The organism is Sinomicrobium soli (assembly GCF_003285545.1).
GTDB lineage: Bacteria > Bacteroidota > Bacteroidia > Flavobacteriales > Flavobacteriaceae > Sinomicrobium.
Map to the genome: position 1 here is coordinate 91,575 of NZ_QLNV01000004.1, position 24,058 is coordinate 115,632.

Sequence of the window (24,058 nt, forward strand, 5' to 3'; positions counted from 1 at the left end):
TATTTGTCAATTCTTAAAAATCAATACCCCGATGAAATACTATGCATGCCTTGTACTAATGTTATTCGTGAATATTCATCCCGTTCTTGCCGATTGTACGGCACTTTACTCGGCGATGACCTATACCATATCGCACAGTAATAAATCGCTCGGAGCCAATAATTTCGACCATCAGCGCTATTATGCCGGAAGGGCCCTGGAGGCCCTGGAGAGGGCGGAAGAACGCCTGGACGAATGTGCATGTGAAGGTGTGGGAGACCTCCTTTACGATGTACGGGACAACCTGGAAAAAGCTGTAGACCCCGAAGACTGGGAAACCGGGAGGTTTTACGTTAAAAAAGCCCGGGAATATATCCAGAATACCCTTACGGCCCTGGATATGTGTACCGCCGGCAGTGGTGATCCCGAAACCGCAAAGCCGGAGCAGGCCGACAAGGAGGATGACGGAGCGGAAGACAGGAGTTATGCGGGGGAAGAGCTTACCCTGGCCCAGAGGCAGCTGGCCCTGAAAAAGGAACAGGAAGAATTGATGGCCCGGCAGAAGGAACTGGAACGGAAACTCGTGGAACAGAAACGTGTGGAAGAGCAGCTAAGGGAGGCGAGGCAACTGGAACTCGACGCCCAGAAAGAACTTGTAGCCGTAGCCGAGATCCGCCTGTACGAAATGGAAAATGCCGCAGCGGCGCTTATCAGGGCGTTCAGCTGTGCTGCTGTGCCCGCAACGGGGGAGAAGTATAAAAGAACGGAAGATGAGCTCAGGGAAGAGAGCCTGGAGCAGACCAGGCAGTTTTATAAAGACAAGATGAGTGAAGTCCTGCAAAAGGCGATAAAGGCCCTTTCCGGCTGCGAAGGGGAATAGAATAAGCTGTTGCCCAACCCTGAAAAGCCTGTTTCGCCCCCCCGGCAGGCTTTTTACCATCCCATATCCTTTTTTATGGCGAATATCCTTTCCTGTATAAGGTCTTTGGTCATGAAGTCTATCTCTTTCATGACAAAGGCTTTTTCATAAGTCCGGAGGGCCTTTTTGGTCTCCCCTGTCTTTTCATGCGCCTCTGCCTCGAAGAAAAAGCCGAGGGCCGTGTCGGGGAATGTCTTTTTTCCGAGTTTTGCCAGTTGTTCCAGCGACGGGATATCCTCTTTTTCCAGGCAGGCGGAATACACCGCCATAATGTCGTTGAGCCGGACATCTTTTGATATGCCGAAAGTCTCTTCCGCAGACCGGTATTTTTCTTCCAGGTAACTGAACAGCGGCGCTTTTTCATAGGTCAGGAGTTCCTCGCGGTACGCCTCCGGGGAGATGGGGTGATACGGGGTAAACAGATGAAAAAGGGAATGTGCAATGCCTTCGAGGGCTACGGTATAATTATCGGCTCCGGGAACCTGTTTATAGTGATAATGCAGTTTTTTATTACCGATGGCAGAGAGCTGCCCGTGTAGCTCATCGATAGCTGTTGCAGTCCGGGGGTCCCTGTTCTTTTCTGCAGCCACCAGGTAGTAAAACCGTGCGGAAGAGAGTGTTTCCAGCCTGCTGAGGAGGTATTGGTCCACATTCGGGGCAAAAGACGGTTCCAGGGCAATATACGCGTCAAAGAGGGGCTTGTCTTTAAACAGGAAATAGTTGGTGAAATTGGCTGTAAGCCCGTGCCCGACGATCACCTTGAAATCTGCCAGTTTGTATTTTTGCGAGAGGGAAGGGAGAAGCTCCTCGCTGATGAACTCGAAAAACGCATTGCCCTTACCTGCAGGAAAACCGGTGTCTTCATTGTAATTGCAATCACTGAGGCGGTGTCCTTCCTGTGCGATCCCGGCTATGATGCTCTGCGGCATCTGGTCGTTGTAGCTGAAGAAACGGGAAGCAGCCATAACCGTTTCGAAGAGGTAATCTCCGTCGAGTACCAGGATCAGGGGATATTTCCTCGAGGGGTCGTGGTCTTCCGGGACGTGAAGGTAAACCGTCCGGTCCTGTTCCAGCTTTTTGGAGGGAAAACGTATCTTTTTGTACTGTGCAGACAGCAGCACAGGGAACAAAATAAGAAAACAGCAGCTTGGGAGAATATTTTTCATGGTATGCGGTTTTTAAGTTATTTGGTTATTAAGTTTCATATAAAAACAAGCACCCCCGAAAGGGTGCCTGCAGTTGCCTGTAAAGGCGAGAAGAGTTGGGGTAGAGCGTTTATTGTTCTATGATCTTCTGGCGTTGCCCGTCCTTGTAAAGGGCGACAAAGGCATCTGTAAAGCCCATGTGCACGAGTTCTGATTGCAGTATCCGGGCTTCCTCGGCAGTGTCGAAAGTACCGATACAGAAGGCGTAGAACATATTCCGGTTTTGTGTATTGATAAAGTTGGTGTTCGACTGTAGCGGGATCTGTTTGGTCTCAAAGGCTTTGACCTGAACGGTGTAAACGGAGTCCCTCGGGGCAACGGACGGAGGCAGGTCGTCGTATTCCCGGATTTTCCGTTCGAGGTCAGAATTTTCCTTTTCCAGGAGGGCCACTTTCCGGTGCCAGTAATCGGTACTGTCTGCCCGTTGTAACAGGGCGGTATTTTTTTCATAGCAGGAGGCGTAGGTAGTTTCCAGTGTGCTGAGCTCCGTATGAAAATAATATGCCATCCCTATAATGGCCAGCGAGAGTATTGAGGTAAGCCCCCAGGCCATATTCCTCATCCTGACGCTCTGATCGTAGTCGCGGTTTTTTTCTGTGATCTGATCCTGTAACTTCTGGTTGTTGTCCTTTGCCCTTTCAATTTTCTTGTGCAGGGCAACCAGGTCTTCTTCTTCGATATACGGCATGGTGTACGGGTTTGGTTAAATGGAAATATTGTTCTGTTTGGCTATCTTCCGCAGGTTGGTAAGCGCATAGCGCATTCTTCCCAGGGAAGTGTTGATGTTGACCCCCATCACTTCGGAGATCTCCTTGAAGGTCATTTCCCTGTATATACGCATGATCACTACATCCTGCTGGTCAGGGGGCAATTGTGCTATGAGCTTTTTTACACAGCGTTCCGTCTGCTGCATGATGAGAAATTTTTCTGCATTCATCGACGAGTCTTCCACGCCGTACAGGGCGCCCAGGTCTTCGGAATTCCGGAAGATCCGTTTGCGCTGGGTCTGCCTGAAATAATCGATGACGAGGTTATGGGCTATACGCATTACCCACGACAAAAATTTACCTTCTTCACTGTAATCACCTTTTTTTAAGGTGTGAGCTACCTTGATAAAGGTATCCTGAAAAATGTCTTCGGTAGTATTCTTGTCCATCACTTTCGAAAAGATAAAATTGTATATTTTCTGCGAGTGACGGGTAATATAGGTTTCCAGGACCTCGTCATTGGTGGCCGGAATGGTCTTTATTTCCATGATAGGGGCAGTTTTAATGTTCCGGGACCTCTTCGCGAGATCTCCCGGAACGGTCGGTTATTTATCGTTTTCCGCTTTGATAAGATTCAGGGCAAGGCTCCCGGTAACCTTCCAGGCTTCGGTGATTTCTTCCAGGGGCATTACAATGTTTCCCGGAAAGGTGGGGTTGTCGTTTAACAGGTTGAGGATAGAAGATGTTCCGGCGTCGCGGCGTACCCGGTTTATGTGTATTCCCCTGAGCTTGCTGATCAGGATACAGATCATATTGTTGGTAATCTCCTCGGGAGAAGTGATCTTTTCGGCCAGTACATAGGCTCCTTCCTTTAATGTGGGCGACATGGAGATGCCTGCCATCTGGAAGGCTCTTGTAGTCGTATTGGAAAAGGAAAAAGGAAGTTTGCATTTTGGCATCTTGTCCAGGAATTCCTGCCTGGAATAGCCGGATACGTACTGATACTGCGCCTCTATGGGGATGGCCAGGATGCTGGATGTTGCCTGTTGCTTGTCTTTGTCCATGGCAAACAGGACGTTGAGGTCTATATCCATCATGTTACAGATGGAGATGATCAGTTCGTAATCGAGGCTGTTCCTCCTCTTCCATGTGGAAATGGTGTTGGGCTTTACATCCAGTATCCGCGACAGTTCGATATTGGTGTTAATACCGAGATAGTTCTTGAGCTTTTTAAGCAATAAGGGAACATTTACCCCGGATTCCCGCCGTAACGGGATTGGAGATGTAAGAAGTCTGGCTGTTTCGATAGTATTGTATTTCATGATATGGGTTTTGTTAGGGGGCGTATGCCCGGCATAAGAATTCAGGTGTTAAACACGATAACCGGCACAATGTGGGTTTCAGTAAATACGGTTCCCGGGACCTTACTGAAAACACGGGGACGGCGGCTTTCGGGGATGCTTAATGACAACATTCCCGATATTCCTGTTTTGCTTCAAAAGGAATAAAAGCGCGGTCCGTGATTGCCGTTTATCCAAAAGTATGGAGGTATACTGTTTTGAGAAAGAGAAGAGGGGTAGTATTAATTCACCTGCGATATAGAACTTATTCTAATATTCCGTAAGAAAAGACATGGCAGGCTGCTGCAACTTGAAAACCGGTGCATTGCGGGACAGTGGAAAGCCGCACAATACACCGGTTCTGAGCTTATATCGGCATGGCAAAAACCGGCTTGTCATAGTAGTTAAAGATTTCTATGAGCTCGGTGATGTTGCTGATATTCAGTTTTTTGAAAATACGCATCTTATGCGTGCTAACCGTCGATTTTTTCAGGTTGAGAATATTGACGATCTCCAGGTTGCCGTTGCCTTTGGCTATGAGCCGGGCGATTTCGAGTTCGCGGTTAGACAGGGTGTTAAGCGGATTTTCGAAAGAAAGGCCCATGCCGGAAGAAGACCTGTGAAGCATATGCTTGGTTACGGACCTGCTTATATAGGTGTCTCCGTTAATGACTTCGGTGATGGCTTCTTCGATTTCTTCCCTGGAACTGTGTTTGTGAAGGTAACCGTTAGCCCCGGCACGGATAAAACGCATGGCATATCGTTTTTCGTTATAGGCGGAAAACATCAGTATCCTGATGTCCGGAGCTATGGAACGGATGATCCCGATCATTTCCGTTCCTATGCCATTGGGAATATCAATGTCGAGGATGATCAGTTCAAAATGTTCTTTTCGCAACAGGTTGATGGTTTCTGAAAAATCCTCGATAGAGGTAATCCGGGCTTTGGGAAGAAAATCTTCGATCATTCGTGCAATCGCAAATTGAATGACAATGTGGTCGTCAACTAGTAAAATGGGGTAATTTTTGTCCATGGATACATCGTTTTGGTTTAACATTATGGGGTTTTCTGTTTGTACTTTACGAAGGATAATCCACTGTTTATCGAGGCAATATAATGATTTTTTGATTACAGTTTGCTGAAATGTAAATAATTAGAAAAAACTTATGAGAAACAGGGAGAAATCTCTTTTTGAGATTATTTTTGTGTATTGTATGTTTTGAATTGTATTTTTGCCCGTATTAAATTGAAATAAACACAATAATCTCCGGTTTGAAGAGTTAATGTTCGTGAGGTGTGCATCCCTCCGGTACGGGAAATTTTTGAAGCATCCGGAGGAGGAATGGTGTAAGCATTTGATATACATCGTTTTGTGTTTTAATGTTAAAAAATGTTAAAGCGGTATGAATGCGACCGTGTCTGAAAAAAAAGTAAAAATTATGTGTTGGAAGGGGGTTTTATCCATATGTATAGTCCTGACCGTCTGGGATATGAACGGACAGGCTAATATTCTCAATGCCCAACGGCCTGAAGATATAGGTGTTGAAACCAGGGCACAGGCCAGCCAGGACAATGATGTTCCCCTGGAATACGGCTATGTGGAAGACAGGGATATCATGTGGTCCAAAATGGTATGGGAGGTCGTAGACCTTAACGAGCGGGTCAACTTTCCGCTCTATTATCCCATAGACGGGACCAGCGGGGCCCTGGGGAGAAAGTCGCTGTACGATGTGCTGGTCACCAACATCAAGAACGGAAAACTGAAAGATATTTATACGGATTCGTATTTTACGGAACGGAGGAATTTCGGGGAGCTGGAAGCTACCCTGGCCAAAGTGGACACTACAGACCTGGGGTATGAACAGGTGAATGCCGGCGAACAGGTTTCCGAAATGTATATCGACCGTCGGGAGATAAGTGCCGCGGATATCGTGGAATACAGGATCAGGGGAATGTGGTATTTCGACAAGCGGCAGGGAGAGCTGAAATATCGCCTCCTGGGGATCGCTCCTGTGGCCCCCGATGTGAATTTTATGGATGAGGGTATGGATGACGGTTCCAACCTGGTAGAGTTGTTCTGGGTCTGGTATCCCAGTGCCCGGGAGGTACTTCACGAAGCCAAGGCATTTAATGCCAACAATTCGGGAGTGCCGATATCATTCGATCACCTTTTGAATGCGAGAAGGTTTAATGCCGTGATCTACAAGGAAGATAACGTATACGGCGACCGCGAGATCAGGGATTACATTCCCGATAATGCGATGTTCCAGCTTATGGAAGCACAGCGTATCCAGGGGGAAATCCGCAATTTCGAACAGGACGTCTGGAAAAACGAGTAACTTTCTTAGTTCTTAGTTCTTAGTTCTTAGTTCTTAGTTTGAGGTTTGGGTCGGTGGCTTCGATACACCCGTAGCTTCGCTCGGCCACTCAGCCACCAGCTGTAATCTCCAACTTTTTCCCCATACCGGCATCAATACAATTTCAATTTATTTGTATAAAAAACACCGGCAAACCTGTGGGCGTTTTTTATTTTTGTGTCATGACTACAGATTATATTGTGGTGGGCCTGGGGCTTGCCGGCCTGGCCTTTTGCGAGCAGTTGAGAACACACAACCGGTCGTTTGTGGTGTTTGACGGAACTTTACAGCAGTCCTCTCAAGTGGCCGGGGGAGTGTATAACCCTGTTGTGCTTAAGCGTTTTACGGCAGCCTGGAGGTCGGGGGAACAGTTACAGGAGGCATTGCCTTTTTACCGTACACTCGAAGAATACCTGTCGCGGAAACTGGTATATCCCATGCCGGTATATCGCAGGTTTACTTCCGCGGAAGAACAGAATATGTGGTTTGAAGCAGCTGACAGGCCTGAATTATCCCCCTTTCTTTCGGATGAACTGGATTACCGTCCCATATCCTGTGTGGATGCTCCCTATGGTTTTGGTGTGGTAAACCATACCGGCAGGATAGCCGTGGGCAGCATGATAGAGGCATACCGGGACACCCTGGGCAGCGAACGGCTGCGAAGAGAGAACCTCGATTACCACGCGTTGTCATTTACGGATGAGGGCGTTGTCTATAAGGAGTTCAGGGCAAGGCATATCGTGTTTGCCGAGGGCTATGCCATGACAGATAACCCGCTGTTTAACTACCTGCCGCTAAAAGGGGCCAAGGGAGAAGTACTCACCATCAAGGCGCCGGACCTGGACCTGGAAAACATTCTGAAATCTTCGGTATTCCTGATTCCCCTCGGATCAGATCATTACCTGGTGGGGGCCACCTATAACTGGACCGATAAGACCAATGCGGTTACGGAGGAGGGGAGGAAAGAGCTCCTGGAAAAACTGGATAAAATAATACACTGCGATTACGAGATCACAGATCAGCAGGCCGGAATACGGCCTACGGTAGCGGACCGGAGACCCCTGGTAGGCAGGCATCCCCTGCAGGGCAATGCCTATATACTGAACGGGCTGGGCACCAGGGGAACACTGACAGGCCCTTTTGCAGCCCGGCAGCTGTACAGGTTTATAGAAAATGATATACCTCTGGATCAGGCTGTTGATATCGACAGGTTCCGGAAGAGATATCTGCGGCATTCGGGGGCAGCCCGGTAATGCCCGGGCATGTTTTAATTATGGGGGGATACTCTAAACCGTCTGTTTTTCAACGGTTTTGTGCTGTTTCCTGTAATTTTCCGCTGCGGCCGGGTCGTAATGGATAAAAAAGTTGATCCAGATATTCCTGGACACCCGCATGATCACCGGCATAAACACAACAAGGGTGGCCATGATGGCTATGAATGCCGTTTTCAGCCCGGAACCGAAGAATACGAAAGAGATGATAAATGCAGCTACCGCAAAGGCCGTACCTACGCCATAACTTACGTACATGGCGCCGTAAAAAAAAGAAGGTTCTATTTTGTACTTTGTACCGCAATGGGAACACCTTTCGTTGATCTTCAGTGTTTTGGCGGGGTGGTACAGGTTTTTGTAAGTGTACATGCTTTCTTCCTGGCATTTCGGGCAGCTACCGGTAAGAATGCTGTATAAGCGGGTTCCCTTTTTTAACATTGTGAAAATATTTGTAAAAAACAATCCACAAAATTACGAAAATATTACAATAGTTTGTTAGTTGGTAGTTGTTAGTTCGTAGTTTGGGTCGAAGCCACCGGCAGTTCCTTAATCCGGTATTCAAAATTGATAAGCAGTATCCCGGTTTTCTAAAGGCCGAAAAAATGCGTTTATTTGCACCGTGTTTCCGGTTATCGGGCTATTGGATTAATGAACTCATTGAAGAGTTCGGTATAGAAATGTTGTAGGAATGCTTAATATTCATAATTTATCGGTGTCCTTTTCGGGGGAATTTTTGTTTGAAGAAGTGTCTTTTCGCCTTAACCCGGGAGACAGGGTCGGGCTTATCGGGAAGAACGGTGCGGGAAAATCAACCATGCTGAAACTGCTTTCCGGGGAGATGAAACCGGATACGGGAGTGCTGGCGTCGGACAAGGATGTGCGTATCGGCTTTCTGAAGCAGGATATCGATTTTGTACAGGGGAGGACCGTGCTGGAGGAAGCATACCAGGCTTTTGAAGAAATAAAATCCCTCGAACTGAAACTGGAAGAGGTAAACCACAGCCTGGCCGAGCGTACCGATTACGAGAGCGAGGCCTATCATCAGCTGATGGTAGACCTGAGCGACATGACCCACCGGTACGAGATCCTCGGGGGGTATAATTACCAGGGAGAGACCGAAAAAGTACTTCAGGGGCTCGGTTTTAAAAGGGAGGATTTCGACAAGCTTACCGATACGTTCTCCGGCGGGTGGAGGATGCGTATAGAGCTGGCCAAACTGCTGCTTCAGAACAATGATGTGCTGCTGCTCGACGAGCCTACCAACCACCTCGACATAGAATCCATCATCTGGCTGGAACAGTTCCTGCAGCGTTATCCCGGGGTAGTGGTCATTGTTTCGCACGACAAGATGTTCCTCGACCATGTGACCAACAGGACGATAGAGATATCGCTCGGAAAAATATACGATTACAACAAACCCTATTCGCAGTACCTGGTGCTTCGCGAAGAGATCAGGGAGCAACAGCTCAATGCCAGGAAAAACCAGGACAAGCAGATACAGCAGGCAGAACGCCTTATCGAAAAGTTCAGGGCAAAGGCGACCAAAGCCTCCATGGCACAGTCGCTGATGAAAAAACTGGACCGTATGGAACGGGTGGAGGTCGATGAAGAGGACAACAGTGTGATGAACGTGCGCTTTCCGGTTTCGGTACAACCGGGGAAAGTGGTGATCGAAGCGGAAGGTGTAAGCAAGGATTACGGAACCAAAAAGGTGCTGCGCGGTATCGATCTCATGGTGGAACGAGGCAGCAAGATCGCTTTTGTAGGGCAGAACGGGCAGGGAAAGACCACCCTGGCCAAGATCATTGTCAATGAAATATCCTGCGGAGGACAGCTCAGACTGGGGCATAATGTGCAATTGGGTTATTTTGCCCAGAACCAGGCCGAATACCTGGACGGCGAAAGGACCGTGCTTCAGCTTATGGAAGATGCGGCGAGCGACAATAACCGCAGTAAAGTGAGGGATATGCTCGGGGCCTTCCTGTTCAGGGGGGATGAGGTGGACAAGAAGGTGAAAGTGCTCTCGGGAGGCGAGCGCAACCGGCTTGCGCTTTGTAAAATGTTGCTCGATCCTTTTAACGTTCTGGTTATGGACGAACCTACCAACCATCTCGATATCAAGTCGAAGAACGTACTGAAGCAGGCCCTTCGGAATTTTGAAGGAACCCTGTTGCTGGTGTCTCACGACAGGGATTTTCTCCAGGGGCTTACCGATAAGGTGTACGAGTTTAAGGACGGAAAGATCAGGGAATATCTCGGGGATATCAATTTTTTCCTGGAGCAGCGCAATGTTGCCGATTTCCGGGAAGTGGAAAAAACCGGAATACAGAAGAAGGAAAAGGAAGCCGGGGAGAAAAGCGACAATAAACCCTCTTATGAAGAGCAGAAAAAGCAGAAATCCCTGAAAAACAGGTTGAGCAAGGTAGAGGGGATGATAGCCACGCTCGAAAAGGAGATACGGGAGGCCGACGGGATGCTTGCGACAGATTACGATCGCCTGTCGTCTGACGAGAAGTTTTTTACGGTTTATAAGGCAAAGAAAAAGGAGCTTTCGGAACTCACGGCGGAATGGGAAGAACTGGTAGTGGCCCTGGAAGAGTGATAAAGAAGTGTTAAAATACCTTTTTCTGCCCGGGATGCCCGGCTTGACCCTCAAAAAATCAGGGGATTTAAATTCCGAAATTATAATTTAAACAATATCTTTGCACCCGATTATACGCGCAGATGAAAACGGCAGTACGAACAACAATAAGAACAGGAGTTTTGTCGCAGGCCCTGGAAGATTTCAAGCAGTTGACCAAGGTAGGACTTGCTGTGAGTGTGGTGTTCTCTTCAGTTGCCGGGTATTTTCTGGGAGCCGCGGCCATCGATTACAGGGTGTTGCTGTTGCTGATGATAGGAGGGTATTTTACGGTGGGGGCTTCCAATGCCTATAACCAGATCATAGAGCGGGACCTGGATGCATTGATGCAGCGCACCAGGAACAGGCCCATCCCTTCGGGGAGAATGTCGGTGAATACGGCCTTTGTCATAGCAACGGTCTGTGCCGCACTGGGGATTACCATGCTCTACCTGGTGAACCCGAAAACCGCCATGTTCGGGGCCATATCCATTTTTTTGTATACGAGTGTCTATACTCCCCTGAAAACCAGGACACCGCTTTCGGTTTTTGTCGGGGCTTTTCCCGGGGCGATTCCCTTTATGCTCGGATGGGTTGCGGCTACCGGTAAGTTCGGTATAGAACCGGGTACCCTGTTTATGGTGCAGTTCTTCTGGCAGTTTCCCCATTTCTGGGCTATTGGCTGGTTGCTTTATGACGATTATAAAAAAGCGGGATATTATATGTTGCCCACCGGAAAGAAAGACAGGGCCACGGCATTACAGGTCATTATGTATGTGATCTGGATGATCGTCGTTTCGGTGTTTCCGGTAACGGGCCTTACCGGCGAGCTCAGGCTCTCTGTGGCCGGTGCGGTGATTGTAGCACTGCTCGGGCTGGGGATGTTGTATTTTGCGGTAAAGCTGTACCAGGACAAAGACAATGCCTCGGCGCGTAAACTGATGCTGGCGAGTGTGGCGTATATTACATTGCTGCAGATTGTTTATGTGGCTGATAAGTATCTGGGAGGATAGCTTGTTGGAAGAGGCAATGGTGACAGAAGTTAAGGATTGATTATGGATTTGACACAGGGAACTTTTCGGGAAAAGAGTGACAGGGCAAAAAAAATGATGCTCTGGTTCGGTATGATAAGCATACTGATGACCTTCGCAGGGCTTACCAGTGCGTATGTGGTGAGTAAGACCCGGCCCGACTGGCTGCAGGATTTTGCGCTTCCCGGAGCCTTTTTGGTGAGTACGGTATTTATACTGCTCAGCAGTGTTACATTTCACTTTGCCAAAAAGAATATTGAAACCGGGCAAAGGCAGGCAGGCAGTATATTACTGCTCGTTACCCTGTTGCTTGCCATTGCATTTGTCGTCTCCCAGTTTTACGGGTTTTCACAGGTGATAGCAGAAGGGTATTACTTTACCGGGGCACAGAGTACGGTAACCACCTCGTTCCTGTACGCCATTACCGTGGCCCACCTGGCTCACGTGGCAGCCGGGATACTGGTGTTGCTGGTAGTAATTTATAATCATTTTAAAGAGAAGTACGGTCCCGGTCAAACCCTTGGTTTAGAATTGGCTGTAACGTTCTGGCATTTCCTGGATTTGCTGTGGGTGTACCTCATTTTATTTTTCTATTTCTTTAGATAATAAAAAAACGTAAATTTGGGCAGTTTTTTTTAAAAAATATATGTATTAGTGTATGGAAGCTACTGTTACAACAGCTACAGAAGGAAAGGTTTGGGGAGGAGGCAATAAGCCGCTGAACGCCAGTTACGGAAAAATGATGATCTGGTATTTTATCCTCTCGGATGCCCTGACGTTTTCCGGATTCCTTGCAGCTTACGGACTTACCCGTTTCAAGTTTATCGATTCCTGGCCTATTGCGGATGAGGTTTTTAACCACTTTCCGTTTCTGCACGGAGTAGATGCTCCCATGTATTACGTAGCTTTGATGACCTTTATTCTTATCTTTTCTTCGGTGACCATGGTACTGGCCGTGGATGCCGGACACCAGATGAAAAAGAGCAAGGTAGCCTGGTATATGTTCTTTACCGTAATCGGCGGGCTTATCTTCCTCGGGTCTCAGGCCTGGGAATGGAAGAATTTTATTCAGGGAACATACGGAGCTGTCGAAACCAAAGGCGGACAGATCCTGCAATTTGTCGATGCCGGCACCGGAGAACGGCTCGCGCTAAGCGATTTTGCAGTGCCTGGCAGTGAAGCCAAACAGGGCGTGAATGCCAACGGGATGTCTGCCCAGGTAGAAGAAGCCGAACACATCTATGCAGTACAGGATATTGTGGATGGCTTTAACACCCACCAGAATGTTCTGCTCCGGACCGAGAGGCTCGATGAACACGGACATAAAACCTTGCTGACCCGGGAACAGTCGGCAGAAAAACTGAAAAATGCGGTACATGTGGTGGAAGGAGCGAACCTTATCCGAAACGAATACGGAAATACACAGTTTGCAGACTTCTTTTTCTTTATCACAGGGTTTCACGGTTTTCACGTCTTTACCGGCGTGGTATTGAACGTTATTATTTTCTTTAACGTTATCCTCGGAACCTATGAAAAGAGAAAGAGCTATGAGATGGTAGAGAAAGTAGGGCTGTACTGGCACTTTGTAGACCTCGTATGGGTTTTTGTATTTACCTTCTTCTATCTCGTATAAAAAAAACATTAATGATCTCCCTTGCGGAGAGTAGATAATATCAGTCGAAAATGGCACACGCACACGCATCAAACGTTAAGAGAATATGGACGGTATTTTTTATATTGTCTGTAATAACCATAGTCGAAGTTGTTCTCGGGATCATAAGGCCCGAGTGGTCTATGGCAATGGTGATAGGAATGAAGTTGCTGAACTGGATATTTATTATCCTCACTTTGGTAAAAGCCTATTATATCGCATGGGCCTTTATGCACCTCGAAGGAGAAAAGGGAAGTTTCCGGTGGTCTATCGTATTGCCCCTGATTATTCTTGTGCCCTATCTTGCTGCTTTGCTGCTTACGGAAGGGCATTATATTCACGAAGTGATGAAGCAAGGTTTCGTGAGCTGGGATTTTTAGAATGGAACTAAATAGTTTTTATATATTTAACAGTATTAGAGAGGCGGTTCTGAACCGTCTTTTTTATTTTTGTACCGGTGTTCCGGATGCGTTCTGTCGGGGGCAAAAGGCTGTTGAATGTCTTTGATTTTTCATGTGAGAACGCAGCGGTTTCTGAATGTGCATAATTTTGTTTTGCACATTTTGGCGGGGCAAAAATTTTTGAACAGATGGTCAGTTGGCAAACGACGAAATGGAGAGAAGCCGGAAGTCTGAATGACAGACCGGCAACTACAAACTAACAACTACGAACTAAAAAACCAAATGAAAAAATATATAGTGCTCGGTGTGTTGTTTGTGCTGCCTATTGTGGCCTATCTTTTTTTTGCTTCGGGAGTGAACAATTTTGTGAAGCTTCCCGTGCTTACGGAGAACGTAGGTAATGTAAACGCTTTTCGCGCTCTCGACGGGGAGGTGGCAGACCTGGACAACAGGATCACGGTGCTGGCATTTTTCGGAGACCATCCCGGAACAAAGAAGGGGAATGCGTTTAATGCCAATCAGAAGATATACAAGAGGTTTTATCAATTCACCGATTTTCAGTTTGTGGCGGTACTTCCGGATAAAAGGGAAACGGAGGAGGAAGCCAGGGCCCTTAAGACGGAGCTATCCCCTCTTACCGATATGGGCAAGTGGAAGTTTGTCTTCGGTAGTGAAAGGGCCGTGGAAGACCTGTTTTACAGCCTCGGGAGTCATGGAGAGCTCGATACCGACCTGAGTGCATCCCGTATTTTTATCATTGACAGGGAACGGAACCTTAGGGGCAGAGACAGGGACGACGATACCGGCGGACCTCTCTATGGGTACGATGCCACTTCGGTTGCCGTGCTCAATAATAAAATGATCGATGATATGAAAATCCTGCTTGCGGAATACCGCCTTGCCCTGAAGAAGAACGACGACGTGAGCAGAAGGGATTCGTATCTGAAACAACGGAAATAATTAACGGTTCCGAACTAAAGTTCAAGCATATGAAAGGCAAATATACTTATGTCTGGGTTTCTCTGGTGATCCTTGTTTTCGGGATTATCTTTATACCCAGGATCATAGATCGCGTAAAGGAAGGAAATATCGTGGACAGCGACAGGCATAATGTGGGAAAGGAAGTGCCTGGTGTGGAAAGTGCGGACCTGCTGACCGTAGGACCGGTGCCGGCTTTCGAATTCGTGGACCAGCACAAGGATACGGTTACCAATGAAGATTATAAGGGAAAGGTATATGTAGTGGAGTTCTTTTTTACGACTTGCCCCACGATATGTCCGGTGATGAACCAGAATATGGTCAAGATCCAGAACGAATTCAGGGAAGACTCCCGTTTCGGGGTGGCCTCCTTTTCCATCAATCCGGAGTATGATACCCCCGAAGTGCTTGCCGCGTATGCCGAAAAACACGGTGCGAACCACCCGAACTGGCATTTTCTCACCGGTGATGCGGATAAGATCTATGAACTCGCTAACGGCGGGTTCAATCTCTATGCGGGGGTAAACCCCGAGGCCAGGGGCGGCTTTGAACATTCCGGCATGTTTGCCCTTATCGACGGTAACGGTAATATAAGGTCGAGGAAAGACAAGTTCGGGAATCCCATGGTGTACTACGACGGGCTGGAACAGGAAGGTATAGAGATGCTCAAAAAGGATATTGCCGCACTTCTGGAAGAAAAACAGTAAATATACGATGACTATGATCCCGGCTGATATGGAAGAAAAGAAATACAACAAGCTTATTGTGGCGCTTTCTGTAGTGATACCGCTGGCGGTAGCCGTACTCTTCGGCGTCAGGATACCCAATGTGGAGCCCCTCAGGTTCCTGCCCCCGGTATATGCCTCTATCAACGGACTGACCGCTGTATTGCTGGTGCTGGCCGTATGGGCCGTTAAAAACGGAAAGACCGCAATGCACGAAAAACTGATGAAAACCTGTATAGGCCTTTCCGCGATGTTCCTGGTCATGTATGTAGCCTATCACATGACGTCGGATTCTACGCCTTTCGGCGGGGAAGGGTGGATAAGGTATGTCTACTATTTTATACTCATCACCCATATTCTCTTGTCTGTAGGGATCATCCCGCTGGTGCTTATCAGCTTTGTGAGGGCCCTGGCAAAGCGGTTCGACAGGCACAGAAAGATCGCCAGGATCACGTTTCCGATATGGTTGTATGTCGCCGTTACCGGAGTGGTGGTCTATTTGATGATTTCCCCTTATTATGTGTAACTTTGTACAAAGTGCCGTCATCCTGAAGAGATGATCGAAAAACGTGTGTTATGAATACCAGGTCCTGTATTTTGATTGTTGTTCTGCTTTTTGTCTTTCTGCCCGCCGGGGCACAGTGTGCCATGTGCCGTGCGGTACTGGAAAGCGGGGAAGGGCAGGAGGCCGCACGGGGTATTAACAACGGGATCATATACCTTATGGCCATCCCCTATATCCTTATGGGAGGACTGGGCTATGTGCTATACCGGAAATTCAGGAATAAAAAAGCCATCTGAATTTCTTTCAGACGGCCTTTTTGTTTTTACAACTTTCAGCTTTTCAGCAAAATTCGTTATACGCTTCGATAAGGTTGTCTGCGATCATTTCCGCAGGACGCCCTTCGATATGATGACGTTCGAGCATATGTACCAGTTCCCCGTCTTTAAACAGCGCCATGCTGGGCGATGAAGGAGGGAAAGGTACCATATGGCCTCTTGCCCGGTCTGTAGCTTCGCGGTCCACTCCCGCGAAAACCGTAACTATGTTATCGGGCTTTTTCTGGTTTTCCAGCGACATCTTGGCGCCGGGCCTCGCGTTGGCAGCCGCGCATCCGCATACCGAATTGACTACAACAAGTGTAGTTCCCGGTTTGGCCAGGGCGGCATCGACTTCATCAGCAGTATACAGTTCCTGAAACCCGACACTGGTCAGGTCTTCTTTCATGGGTTTTACTAATTCTTCCGGATACATAATTCAGCTTTTTTTTACTTCATTACAAAAATACGAATAATTTCGGGTAGAACCCACGCTTTATTTTACAAGCTTCCGTTTATGGGGTCTTAGTTTGTTTAAAATGTCATTCAGAACGCAGTGAAGAATCTCCGGGCTTTCGGTGCTGCTGTTGAGGTTCCTTTGGTCTGGGTTGGAGATTCTTCGCTCCGCTCTGAATGACAGGGTTGTCATTCCGACGATAGAGCCTGTCCCGGCCTTTTTCGGTCGGGGAGGAATCTCAGGTCTTTCGGTGCTGCTGTTGAGGTTCCTTTGGTCTGGGTTGGAGATTCTTCCTTCGCTGCGCTTCGATCAGAATGACAGGATTCATCCCGGGTGCAGTCGAGGGGTCTTCAGGCATGCCCAGACTAAGAACTAACAACTACAACCCCTATTTCTCCCAAATAAATCGTAAGTTTGAACAACCTCAAAAACCAATTTCATATGTCACAGTTTTGGCTTTATTACAAACTGGGCCTATACCACGTTCTGGATATAAATGCGTATGATATTATTCTGTTTCTGGTCGTGCTGACGGTTCCCTATACCTTTTCACACTGGAAAAGGATATTATGGCTGGTAACCCTTTTTACCCTGGGGCATACCCTGTCGCTGGTCATGGCGGTATACGGGCTGGTCAGGGTGAGTTCCGCACTCGTAGAGTTCCTCATTCCGCTGACCATATTGGTTACCGCCCTGTTTAATGTGTTTACTGCCGGGAAAAAGGGGAACAGGACATATGGCCCGGCATTTTTTGTGACGCTGTTTTTCGGCCTGGTGCACGGTCTGGGATTTTCCTCCTATTTTAAGGGAATTATCGCAGGAGAAGAAAACAAGTTGCTCCCCTTGCTGGAGTTTGCACTGGGAATAGAAACGGCCCAGGTTATTGTGGTTTTGGCGGTACTGATCCTGGGAGGGATGCTGTCTGCCGTCTTCAGGTTTAACAGAAAAGACTGGGTTATGGTGATATCTGCCGTGGTTGTCGGGATGGTGTTGCCCGTGATTATTGAAAATTATCCGTATTGATGAACATTGAAAAACAGGAGAAATACGACCGTGCCTATCTGAGGATGGCAAGGGAATGGGGCAGGCTTTCCTATTGTAAAAGGCGACAGGTAGGGGCCATTATCGTAAAAGACCGGATGATCATTTCCGATGGCTATAACGGGACCCCGACAGGATTTGAAAACCATTGTGAAGACGACGAAGGGTATACCAAGTGGTACGTGCTTCACGCCGAGGCCAATGCTATACTCAAGGTGGCCTCATCGACACAGTCCTGTAACGGGGCCACCCTTTATATTACCTTGTCTCCCTGCAAAGAATGTAGTAAATTAGTACACCAGGCCGGAATAAAGCGGGTGGTATACCAGCAGGAGTATAAAGATGATTCCGGATTACAATTTTTAGCCAAAGCGGGCGTTGAATTAAAGCACATTCCCGACCTGGACGAAGCATGAAAAACGATACGAAAATATGGCTCCCCTTACTCGTGGCCGTGGCTATGGCCGCCGGTATACTTATTGGCGGAATGGTTAATTTCGACAATGAGCCCCGGCAGTTTTTTTCCGTCAATTCAAAAAAGGAAAAACTCAACAGGCTGGTCGATTATATCGATTACGAATATGTAGACCAGGTGGATACCGATAGTATCGTAGACGTTACCGTAAACTCGATCCTTGAAAAGCTCGATCCCCATTCGGTGTATATTCCCCGGGAAAACCGTGAGATGGTAGCCGAGAACATGCAGGGGGATTTTGTGGGGATCGGCGTGAGTTTTTACATGTACAGGGATACGCTTTCGGTAATACGGCCCATTGAATACGGGCCCGGTGTCAGGGCGGGTATAAAATCGGGCGACCGCATATTGTATGCTGACGGCGATACGCTCTTCGGAAAACACATGAGCTCGAAAGAACTCCGGGGCATACTGAAGGGGAGAAAGGGAGACCCGGTGAACGTTACCTTATACCGGAAGGAGGAAGATACCCTGATCTCACTGGATGTCGTCCGTGACGTTGTGCCGATCAAAAGTGTGGAAGCTTCCTATATGCTTACGGACACCCTGGGGTATATAAAGATAAACCGCTTTGCAGAATCTACATATGACGAATTCAAGGCGGCACTTGCCTTATTGAGGTCTGAGGGTGCTGCAGAACTCGTTCTGGACCTGAGGGACAATCCCGGGGGATATATGAAAATGGCCGAAGATATCGCCGACGAATTTCTCGAGGACGGCAAGCTTATCCTGTTTACAAAGAATAAAAAAGGGGAAAAACAGGAGATATACGCCACTTCCCGGGGAGATTTTGAAGACGGCAGGGTATTTGTCCTGATCAACGAAAAATCGGCTTCGGCCAGTGAGATCGTGGCAGGGGCACTTCAGGATAATGACAAGGGGGTCATTGTAGGGCGTCGTTCGTTTGGTAAAGGGCTGGTACAGCGGGAGATGGAGCTGGGAGACGGTTCTTCAGTACGGCTTACCGTTTCGAGGTATTACACCCCTACGGGAAGGTCGATACAGCGCTCGTACGACAAGGGGATCGACGATTATTATCACCAGTTTTACGAACGGTATTACAATGGAGAGCTGACTACTGCCGACAGTATTCATGTAGAGGATTCCCTGAAATTTACTACTCCGAAAGGGAAAACCGTGTATGGCGGAGGAGGGATCATCCCCGATGTGTTTATTCCGCTGGGAGGAAATCTCGAGGAAGAGGCCCTGAACTATATATTGCAGACCGGTTTCCTTTCTTATTTTGTCTTTGAATATCTCGATGGCGACAGGAGTTTATACAGGGAGTATACCGAAGAGGAGTTTGAAGCAAAGGTGAGTATAGACGACAGCCTCATCGCCAAATTTGTGGATTACGGACGCCGCAACAGGGGGCTGATAGGGGTGGATTTTTCCAGGATCAATTTTTCCGATTACAAGGATAATCTCAAGAAGTACATCAAGGCTACTATTGCCGAGCAGTTATACGGCAGCAATGCCTATATCAGGATACTGAATGCCGATGACAATGCGGTGGCCAGGGTAATTGGCCTTAGCCGTAATCCGGAAATAGAAACAGATCACGTCGCAGAATAACGGGTGATATTAAGGGTCAGGGCAGGAGCTTGTCGTGAACTTTAGTATGCTTGCCGCCGTTCCAGGCTGTAAGGATGTCCGTAGCTACCTGGGCCCCGCTTCCCGCCGCTGCAGCAAACTGGCTTCGCCATCCGGCCAGTGTACCCGCAACGTACAGCCCTTCTTTTACCAGGTGGGCGGTGTTCCTGAGCTCTACCCGGTTTTTTTCGGAAGGGGAAAGCCTGTGGGGGATGAGATATTCCCCGAGGCCGTCGATGTTGAAGTGGTCGGTATACCCGATAGCTACCACGACCATTTTTGCCCGGTATGAATTCCTGTTGGTCGTTACCGTATAGTTGCCGAATGCCCCCGATATAGCGGTTACCTTTTCCTTTTCGATCTGCTCTACATGCGGGTAATACTGCTCCAGGTGGGCCTTGCCGCTTCGGAGTATGTCGCTGCCTGTGGTCCCGGGCGGAATGCCCAGTACGTTGTTCAGGAATGCGCTTTGCAGATGAGAGGCCTTCTGGTGTATGATAATGCCTGTTCTCTTGTCTTTTGCATAAGCCGTTTTACGGGCAGAACCCAGTACAAGTGCACATTGCAGGCCCGCGGCCCCTCCCCCGATAACAAGTACATCGAACATCATTTCCGGTTCTTGACTTTATCCTGTATTTTCCTGGAAAGCGTGAAAATGACCAGTAATAAAATGGCACAGAGGGCGGCCACTATTCCTATCAGGGCCACTACGCTGTCTCCTTCCAGGGGAGACTTGAAATCGATGAGGGTAACATTATAGGCGATTAGGCCTATGGCAATCAGTACCAGTGTCAGGATGAAATATTTCATTTCTCGTTTTTTTATGTGTTCCGGTATGGGATCAGTACCTCGCGGAACAAAGGTACGAAGAATCGGAGAACCGGTAACCCGCCCCCGAATGCTTATTCCCGCGTATTGCGTCAGAACAGGTTGGACGCATTGCTGGCAAACAGCTTTATGGATATGGCCAGCAGTACGACCCCGAATATCTTTCGTATGACCCCGAGCCCTGATTTCCCCAGGATACGCTCGATGCGTTTGGACGATTTAAGGACGATATATACGAAAATGATATTGATAATAATGGCCACAATGATGTTTTCCACGTGATATTCCGCCCTGAGCGACAGTATGGAGGTCATGGTGCCCGCTCCTGCGATGAGAGGAAAAGCCAGCGGGACAACCGAAGCGGTCTCGGGAGCATCATCCTTGTACAGGGATATACCCAGAACCATTTCAATAGCCAGGAAGAAGAGTACGAAAGAACCGGCTACGGCAAAAGAATACACGTCTATGCCGATCAGGCTGAGGATCTGCTCCCCCACGAAAAGGAAGGCTATCATGATAACGGCAGCCACCACCGAGGCCTTTTCCGATTGTATATGCCCTACTTTTTCCCGCAGTCCTATGATGATGGGAATACTGCCAATGATATCGATAACGGCAAACAGTACCATGGTGGCAGTCGCTATTTCCTTTAAGTTAAAGTTCATATTATTAGCAAGTTAAAAAAAATGATGGCAAAAGTAATCATATCCGCCGGATTAGGGAGTTCCGGGAGTGAAAAACTTTCTTTTTTTAATGCCGGATATATGCCGTTCATTTTTTGCCTAAGCGCCGCCCGTCAGGGTCTTTTAACCAGTTCCAGGAGCAGTTCCGGTTCGTTTGTGGTGATAAAATCGGCATGCTCCCCCAGCAACCATTGCATGTCGTCCCTTTTATTGACGGTCCATACATTTACCGTAAGCCCGAGCTCCCTGGCTTCCCTGATCCATTCCGGGTGTTTTTTCATGATCCCGATCGAGTAATCAAGGCCGGAAAAACCATCCTTTTTCAATTGCGAAGGAGTGCGGTCGCCATTGAGATAGGCCACGTTTGCCGAAGGGTCGAGCTCCATGACCTTTTTGCATATGTCGTAATCAAAGGCGATATAATCCACCCATTCACGGGCACCTGTATTATGAACCAGGGCTACCGATTTTTCAGCCAGTTCTATTCCCCGTGCCTTGTCTGCAGGGGTCTTGATCTCAAAAATGAGCCGGGTACGGTGCTGTTTCAGGCCCTCCCGGATATAATTTTCTGCCGTAGGGATATGCTCTCCGTTGGGATGGGTTTTCTGTAACAGCTGTTCATAGGTCGACGTTTCGATGTCCAGTCCGTTAAAGTCGGCATTGTGATTTACCACAAGAACCCCGTCTGCCGTCATCCATACATCGAATTCGGAACCCTCGCATCCCAGTGCTATGGCCCGCTTCAGGGAAGCCATGGAATTTTCCGGAAGTCCCGCATTTTTGAATGCCCCCCGGTGTGCAATGACCTTGTTCCTTATAAAGTCGTTTCCGTTCTGGGCCAGGGCCCCGTTTGAGAATACTGCAGTTGTCATACTGATGATCAGAAAAAATGTTAATTTGTTCATAGGCCGGTCTTATCGGAAAAGAAGAGAGGCTAATATAGTGAAAATAGACAGATGTCCGGAATGGCCTTTTGTGTTTCTTTTTCACGGGGAGTGCGTTTTTTTAGAACGGGAATGAATAGCAGATGCCCGGTGCCGGCAATCTCAAATAATGCTATCTTTGCGGCATGTTTCAGTTAGGAAAAACCATAGTATCGGAAGACATCCTGGAAGAGGATTTTGTCTGTAACCTTTCGGCGTGTAAGGGAGCCTGTTGTGTGGACGGAGATGCCGGGGCACCCCTGGATCAAGAGGAAACAGCACTGCTCGACCGGATATATCCCGATGTAAAACCGTATCTCAGGAAAGAAGGAATAGCAGCTATAGAGGCCCAGGGCACCCATATCCTCGGTGAGGACGGGGAATGGGAAACTCCCCTGGTCAACGGCAGCGAATGTGCATATGTGACCTTCGACGATAAAGGTACAGCCCTGTGTGGTATAGAACAGGCGTATAACGAAAAGAAAATCTCCTGGAAAAAACCCGTTTCCTGCCATCTTTACCCTGTTCGTGTAAAAGAGTATTCACAGTTTTCCGCGGTAAACTACCACAAGTGGTATATATGTGACGATGCCTGTTCCCTCGGAAAGGAGCTGAACGTGCCGGTGTATAAATTTGTACGGGAGGCACTGATCCGGAAATTCGGGACGGAATGGTATGAAGAGCTGGAAGAAGTGGCCCGGAATATAAAGGACGCCCGACAATGATTCCTGGCCTTCGGGCACCTTCCCGGTGCATGTAAAGAAAAAGTTCTTTCAGCGTTATTTTTTTATTGTAAATCGTGTCTCAGCCCTGTGGTAACCGGGGTTGTTCCCGGGGTGGAGGAACGGCTTCAGGGGATTTTATCACTTATTAAGGTATTGATGTTTAGGGTGTTGTGTCGCCTGTGCTGACGATGTCGCAACCGACATTTCAACAGGGGCTGTTAAAAACTTTTGGGGGAAACCATTGAACTGCCCTTTCTTTTCTAACGACATTTTGCAATATTTGTTAGTCCCAACCCATCCTGTTTACCCATTTACTAACTTCCTAAAAACGAGAAGAAATGTCTGCGACTACCGAACCCATTTTACAAGAGAACAAAGACAGGTTTGTCATTTTCCCGATACAGCACCACGACATCTGGGAGTGGTATAAAAAGCAGGAGGCCTGTTTCTGGACAGCGGAAGAAATAGACCTTCACCAGGACCTGAACGACTGGAACAATAAGCTGAATGATGACGAACGCTATTTCATAAAACATATCCTGGCGTTCTTTGCCGCTTCCGACGGGATCGTCAACGAGAACCTCGCCGAGAATTTCGTCAATGAAGTGCAGTACTCCGAGGCGAAGTTTTTCTACGGTTTTCAGATCATGATGGAAAACATTCATTCGGAAACCTATTCGCTGCTGATAGATACCTATGTAAAGGAAGAACAGGAAAAGACACGCCTTTTCAAGGCCATAGAAGTATTTCCCGCGATCAAGAAGAAAGCCGACTGGGCGCTGAAGTGGATAGAGTCCGATTCGTTTGCCGAAAGGCTTATCGCTTTTGCGGCGGTAGAAGGCATTTTCTTTTCGGGCGCGTTCTGTTCCATATTCTGGCTCAAGAAGCGCGGACTGATGCCGGGGCTCACCTTTTCGAACGAACTGATCTCGAGAGATGAGGGCATGCATTGCGATTTTGCCGTACACCTGCACAATAATCACCTGGTGAACAAGGTGCCTAAAGCGCGTATAAAGGAGATCATTATCAACGCCCTCGACATAGAAAGGGAATTTATTACCGAATCCCTGCCGGTAAGCCTTATAGGTATGAATTCCAGGCTTATGACCCAATACCTGGAATTCGTAACAGACAGGCTGTTGGTGGAACTCGAATGTGAGAAGGTGTACAATGTGGCAAACCCCTTTGACTTTATGGACATGATCTCCCTCCAGGGAAAGACCAATTTCTTTGAGAAAAGGGTATCGGAATACCAGAAAGCAGGGGTGTTGAAAAAGGATAGTGACGACGATACGCAGAAGATCAGCTTCGATGCGGATTTTTAAGGGCA

At 47.9% G+C, this 24,058-nt stretch carries 28 protein-coding genes; 17 read left to right on the top strand and 11 right to left on the bottom strand.

Translation table 11 applies throughout. From position 1 onward, the window contains the following. The first annotated feature begins 31 nt into the window (after positions 1-31). The gene (locus tag DN748_RS06020) at positions 32-859 is read left to right on the top strand and encodes an efflux RND transporter periplasmic adaptor subunit (protein ID WP_112370885.1); all 828 of its coding nucleotides are present in this window, start codon (positions 32-34) and stop codon (positions 857-859) included. A gap of 53 nt (positions 860-912) precedes the next feature. On the opposite strand, the gene DN748_RS06025 is transcribed toward DN748_RS06020, so the two are convergent. From DN748_RS06025 to DN748_RS06045, 5 genes are all read right to left on the bottom strand, one after another. Next, entirely contained in the window at positions 913-2,064 is a 1,152-nt protein-coding gene (locus DN748_RS06025) for an alpha/beta hydrolase (protein ID WP_112370886.1), read from the bottom strand. 109 nt (positions 2,065-2,173) lie between these two features. Continuing rightward, positions 2,174-2,791: a hypothetical protein gene (locus tag DN748_RS06030; protein ID WP_112370887.1), complete on the bottom strand. Its 618-nt coding sequence runs from the start codon at positions 2,789-2,791 to the stop codon at positions 2,174-2,176. Positions 2,792-2,806: 15 nt separating this feature from the next. Continuing rightward, positions 2,807-3,358, bottom strand: a complete 552-nt coding sequence (locus tag DN748_RS06035; RefSeq protein ID WP_112370888.1) for an RNA polymerase sigma factor — start codon at positions 3,356-3,358, stop codon at positions 2,807-2,809. Positions 3,359-3,415: 57 nt separating this feature from the next. Beyond that, entirely contained in the window at positions 3,416-4,132 is a 717-nt protein-coding gene (locus DN748_RS06040; protein ID WP_112370889.1) for a helix-turn-helix domain-containing protein, read from the bottom strand. A 385-nt stretch (positions 4,133-4,517) separates the two neighbouring features. Beyond that, positions 4,518-5,183, bottom strand: coding sequence for a response regulator (locus DN748_RS06045; RefSeq protein WP_161554489.1), 666 nt, complete (start codon positions 5,181-5,183; stop codon positions 4,518-4,520). Positions 5,184-5,589: 406 nt separating this feature from the next. On the opposite strand from DN748_RS06045, the gene porN reads away from it, so the two are divergent. Beyond that, on the top strand, positions 5,590-6,489 hold the full coding sequence (porN, locus tag DN748_RS06050) for a type IX secretion system ring subunit PorN/GldN (RefSeq protein WP_112371144.1): 900 nt from the start codon (positions 5,590-5,592) through the stop codon (positions 6,487-6,489). Between the two features lie 200 nt (positions 6,490-6,689). Next, positions 6,690-7,760, top strand: a complete 1,071-nt coding sequence (locus DN748_RS06055; protein ID WP_112370891.1) for an NAD(P)/FAD-dependent oxidoreductase — start codon at positions 6,690-6,692, stop codon at positions 7,758-7,760. Positions 7,761-7,793: 33 nt separating this feature from the next. On the opposite strand, the gene DN748_RS06060 is transcribed toward DN748_RS06055, so the two are convergent. Further along, on the bottom strand, positions 7,794-8,216 hold the full coding sequence (locus tag DN748_RS06060; protein WP_112370892.1) for a DUF983 domain-containing protein: 423 nt from the start codon (positions 8,214-8,216) through the stop codon (positions 7,794-7,796). A gap of 250 nt (positions 8,217-8,466) precedes the next feature. On the opposite strand from DN748_RS06060, the gene DN748_RS06070 reads away from it, so the two are divergent. The 9 genes from DN748_RS06070 to DN748_RS06110 all read left to right on the top strand — a co-directional run bounded on the left by DN748_RS06070 (position 8,467) and on the right by DN748_RS06110 (position 15,985). Next, positions 8,467-10,380, top strand: a complete 1,914-nt coding sequence (locus DN748_RS06070; RefSeq protein ID WP_112370894.1) for an ABC-F family ATP-binding cassette domain-containing protein — start codon at positions 8,467-8,469, stop codon at positions 10,378-10,380. Positions 10,381-10,502: 122 nt separating this feature from the next. After that, complete coding sequence (gene cyoE / locus DN748_RS06075; RefSeq protein WP_112370895.1) at positions 10,503-11,411, top strand: heme o synthase; 909 nt, start codon at positions 10,503-10,505, stop codon at positions 11,409-11,411. A 42-nt stretch (positions 11,412-11,453) separates the two neighbouring features. Then, positions 11,454-12,035, top strand: coding sequence for a cytochrome c oxidase subunit 3 (locus tag DN748_RS06080; protein WP_112370896.1), 582 nt, complete (start codon positions 11,454-11,456; stop codon positions 12,033-12,035). Positions 12,036-12,087: 52 nt separating this feature from the next. Beyond that, entirely contained in the window at positions 12,088-13,062 is a 975-nt protein-coding gene (locus tag DN748_RS06085; RefSeq protein ID WP_112370897.1) for a cytochrome c oxidase subunit 3, read from the top strand. Positions 13,063-13,112: 50 nt separating this feature from the next. Next, on the top strand, positions 13,113-13,460 hold the full coding sequence (locus tag DN748_RS06090) for a cytochrome C oxidase subunit IV family protein (RefSeq protein ID WP_112370898.1): 348 nt from the start codon (positions 13,113-13,115) through the stop codon (positions 13,458-13,460). Between the two features lie 303 nt (positions 13,461-13,763). After that, positions 13,764-14,441: a hypothetical protein gene (locus tag DN748_RS06095; protein WP_112370899.1), complete on the top strand. Its 678-nt coding sequence runs from the start codon at positions 13,764-13,766 to the stop codon at positions 14,439-14,441. A 29-nt stretch (positions 14,442-14,470) separates the two neighbouring features. After that, a complete protein-coding gene (locus DN748_RS06100; RefSeq protein WP_112370900.1) occupies positions 14,471-15,166 on the top strand; it encodes an SCO family protein in 696 nt (231 codons plus the stop codon). Positions 15,167-15,179: 13 nt separating this feature from the next. After that, positions 15,180-15,710 (top strand): DUF420 domain-containing protein, encoded by a 531-nt coding sequence (locus DN748_RS06105; protein WP_236636811.1) that lies wholly within the window; start codon positions 15,180-15,182, stop codon positions 15,708-15,710. Between the two features lie 50 nt (positions 15,711-15,760). Then, positions 15,761-15,985 (top strand): hypothetical protein, encoded by a 225-nt coding sequence (locus DN748_RS06110; protein WP_112370901.1) that lies wholly within the window; start codon positions 15,761-15,763, stop codon positions 15,983-15,985. 43 nt (positions 15,986-16,028) lie between these two features. Here DN748_RS06110 and DN748_RS06115 read toward each other — a convergent pair whose 3' ends face one another. Then, positions 16,029-16,439 (bottom strand): BrxA/BrxB family bacilliredoxin, encoded by a 411-nt coding sequence (locus tag DN748_RS06115; protein WP_112370902.1) that lies wholly within the window; start codon positions 16,437-16,439, stop codon positions 16,029-16,031. Between the two features lie 462 nt (positions 16,440-16,901). Between DN748_RS06115 and DN748_RS06120 the strand changes: the two genes are divergently transcribed. From DN748_RS06120 to DN748_RS06130, 3 genes are read left to right on the top strand one after another with little or no spacing between them, the layout of a single operon-like run. Further along, complete coding sequence (locus tag DN748_RS06120) at positions 16,902-17,483, top strand: HupE/UreJ family protein (protein WP_112370903.1); 582 nt, start codon at positions 16,902-16,904, stop codon at positions 17,481-17,483. Further along, a complete protein-coding gene (locus DN748_RS06125; RefSeq protein WP_112370904.1) occupies positions 17,483-17,917 on the top strand; it encodes a deoxycytidylate deaminase in 435 nt (144 codons plus the stop codon). The genes DN748_RS06120 and DN748_RS06125 overlap by 1 nt, the downstream gene beginning before the upstream one ends. Beyond that, positions 17,914-19,551: a S41 family peptidase gene (locus DN748_RS06130; RefSeq protein ID WP_112370905.1), complete on the top strand. Its 1,638-nt coding sequence runs from the start codon at positions 17,914-17,916 to the stop codon at positions 19,549-19,551. Before DN748_RS06125 ends, DN748_RS06130 begins: the two co-directional genes overlap by 4 nt. Before the next feature lie 16 nt (positions 19,552-19,567). On the opposite strand, the gene DN748_RS06135 is transcribed toward DN748_RS06130, so the two are convergent. From DN748_RS06135 to DN748_RS06150, 4 genes are all read right to left on the bottom strand, one after another. Next, on the bottom strand, positions 19,568-20,176 hold the full coding sequence (locus DN748_RS06135) for an FAD-dependent oxidoreductase (RefSeq protein ID WP_112371146.1): 609 nt from the start codon (positions 20,174-20,176) through the stop codon (positions 19,568-19,570). Next, the gene (locus DN748_RS06140; RefSeq protein WP_112370906.1) at positions 20,176-20,379 is read right to left on the bottom strand and encodes a hypothetical protein; all 204 of its coding nucleotides are present in this window, start codon (positions 20,377-20,379) and stop codon (positions 20,176-20,178) included. Before DN748_RS06140 ends, DN748_RS06135 begins: the two co-directional genes overlap by 1 nt. Before the next feature lie 110 nt (positions 20,380-20,489). Beyond that, a complete protein-coding gene (locus tag DN748_RS06145) occupies positions 20,490-21,062 on the bottom strand; it encodes a MarC family protein (protein WP_112370907.1) in 573 nt (190 codons plus the stop codon). A 131-nt stretch (positions 21,063-21,193) separates the two neighbouring features. Further along, entirely contained in the window at positions 21,194-21,985 is a 792-nt protein-coding gene (locus DN748_RS06150; protein WP_112370908.1) for a glycerophosphodiester phosphodiesterase, read from the bottom strand. Between the two features lie 164 nt (positions 21,986-22,149). Between DN748_RS06150 and DN748_RS06155 the strand changes: the two genes are divergently transcribed. After that, positions 22,150-22,728: a DUF3109 family protein gene (locus DN748_RS06155; RefSeq protein ID WP_112370909.1), complete on the top strand. Its 579-nt coding sequence runs from the start codon at positions 22,150-22,152 to the stop codon at positions 22,726-22,728. A gap of 338 nt (positions 22,729-23,066) precedes the next feature. Next, complete coding sequence (locus tag DN748_RS06160; RefSeq protein WP_112370910.1) at positions 23,067-24,053, top strand: ribonucleotide-diphosphate reductase subunit beta; 987 nt, start codon at positions 23,067-23,069, stop codon at positions 24,051-24,053. The last annotated feature ends 5 nt before the right edge of the window (positions 24,054-24,058 follow it).

What these genes read in the sequence shown, in the direction of transcription:
- DN748_RS06020 (WP_112370885.1), top strand. Translation starts at nt 32, where the DNA reads ATGAAATACTATGCATGCCTTGTACTAATGTTATTCGTGAATATTCAT.
- DN748_RS06125 (WP_112370904.1), top strand. Translation starts at nt 17,483, where the DNA reads ATGAACATTGAAAAACAGGAGAAATACGACCGTGCCTATCTGAGGATG.
- cyoE (WP_112370895.1), top strand. Translation starts at nt 10,503, where the DNA reads ATGAAAACGGCAGTACGAACAACAATAAGAACAGGAGTTTTGTCGCAG.
- DN748_RS06105 (WP_236636811.1), top strand. Translation starts at nt 15,180, where the DNA reads ATGATCCCGGCTGATATGGAAGAAAAGAAATACAACAAGCTTATTGTG.
- DN748_RS06160 (WP_112370910.1), top strand. Translation starts at nt 23,067, where the DNA reads ATGTCTGCGACTACCGAACCCATTTTACAAGAGAACAAAGACAGGTTT.
- DN748_RS06085 (WP_112370897.1), top strand. Translation starts at nt 12,088, where the DNA reads ATGGAAGCTACTGTTACAACAGCTACAGAAGGAAAGGTTTGGGGAGGA.
- DN748_RS06095 (WP_112370899.1), top strand. Translation starts at nt 13,764, where the DNA reads ATGAAAAAATATATAGTGCTCGGTGTGTTGTTTGTGCTGCCTATTGTG.
- DN748_RS06055 (WP_112370891.1), top strand. Translation starts at nt 6,690, where the DNA reads ATGACTACAGATTATATTGTGGTGGGCCTGGGGCTTGCCGGCCTGGCC.
- DN748_RS06150 (WP_112370908.1), bottom strand. Translation starts at nt 21,985, where the DNA reads ATGAACAAATTAACATTTTTTCTGATCATCAGTATGACAACTGCAGTA.
- DN748_RS06040 (WP_112370889.1), bottom strand. Translation starts at nt 4,132, where the DNA reads ATGAAATACAATACTATCGAAACAGCCAGACTTCTTACATCTCCAATC.
- DN748_RS06100 (WP_112370900.1), top strand. Translation starts at nt 14,471, where the DNA reads ATGAAAGGCAAATATACTTATGTCTGGGTTTCTCTGGTGATCCTTGTT.
- DN748_RS06140 (WP_112370906.1), bottom strand. Translation starts at nt 20,379, where the DNA reads ATGAAATATTTCATCCTGACACTGGTACTGATTGCCATAGGCCTAATC.
- DN748_RS06080 (WP_112370896.1), top strand. Translation starts at nt 11,454, where the DNA reads ATGGATTTGACACAGGGAACTTTTCGGGAAAAGAGTGACAGGGCAAAA.
- DN748_RS06120 (WP_112370903.1), top strand. Translation starts at nt 16,902, where the DNA reads ATGTCACAGTTTTGGCTTTATTACAAACTGGGCCTATACCACGTTCTG.
- DN748_RS06045 (WP_161554489.1), bottom strand. Translation starts at nt 5,183, where the DNA reads ATGGACAAAAATTACCCCATTTTACTAGTTGACGACCACATTGTCATT.
- DN748_RS06110 (WP_112370901.1), top strand. Translation starts at nt 15,761, where the DNA reads ATGAATACCAGGTCCTGTATTTTGATTGTTGTTCTGCTTTTTGTCTTT.
- DN748_RS06060 (WP_112370892.1), bottom strand. Translation starts at nt 8,216, where the DNA reads ATGTTAAAAAAGGGAACCCGCTTATACAGCATTCTTACCGGTAGCTGC.
- DN748_RS06025 (WP_112370886.1), bottom strand. Translation starts at nt 2,064, where the DNA reads ATGAAAAATATTCTCCCAAGCTGCTGTTTTCTTATTTTGTTCCCTGTG.
- DN748_RS06130 (WP_112370905.1), top strand. Translation starts at nt 17,914, where the DNA reads ATGAAAAACGATACGAAAATATGGCTCCCCTTACTCGTGGCCGTGGCT.
- DN748_RS06090 (WP_112370898.1), top strand. Translation starts at nt 13,113, where the DNA reads ATGGCACACGCACACGCATCAAACGTTAAGAGAATATGGACGGTATTT.
- DN748_RS06115 (WP_112370902.1), bottom strand. Translation starts at nt 16,439, where the DNA reads ATGTATCCGGAAGAATTAGTAAAACCCATGAAAGAAGACCTGACCAGT.
- DN748_RS06155 (WP_112370909.1), top strand. Translation starts at nt 22,150, where the DNA reads ATGTTTCAGTTAGGAAAAACCATAGTATCGGAAGACATCCTGGAAGAG.
- DN748_RS06030 (WP_112370887.1), bottom strand. Translation starts at nt 2,791, where the DNA reads ATGCCGTATATCGAAGAAGAAGACCTGGTTGCCCTGCACAAGAAAATT.
- DN748_RS06145 (WP_112370907.1), bottom strand. Translation starts at nt 21,062, where the DNA reads ATGAACTTTAACTTAAAGGAAATAGCGACTGCCACCATGGTACTGTTT.
- DN748_RS06070 (WP_112370894.1), top strand. Translation starts at nt 8,467, where the DNA reads ATGCTTAATATTCATAATTTATCGGTGTCCTTTTCGGGGGAATTTTTG.
- DN748_RS06035 (WP_112370888.1), bottom strand. Translation starts at nt 3,358, where the DNA reads ATGGAAATAAAGACCATTCCGGCCACCAATGACGAGGTCCTGGAAACC.
- porN (WP_112371144.1), top strand. Translation starts at nt 5,590, where the DNA reads ATGTGTTGGAAGGGGGTTTTATCCATATGTATAGTCCTGACCGTCTGG.
- DN748_RS06135 (WP_112371146.1), bottom strand. Translation starts at nt 20,176, where the DNA reads ATGTTCGATGTACTTGTTATCGGGGGAGGGGCCGCGGGCCTGCAATGT.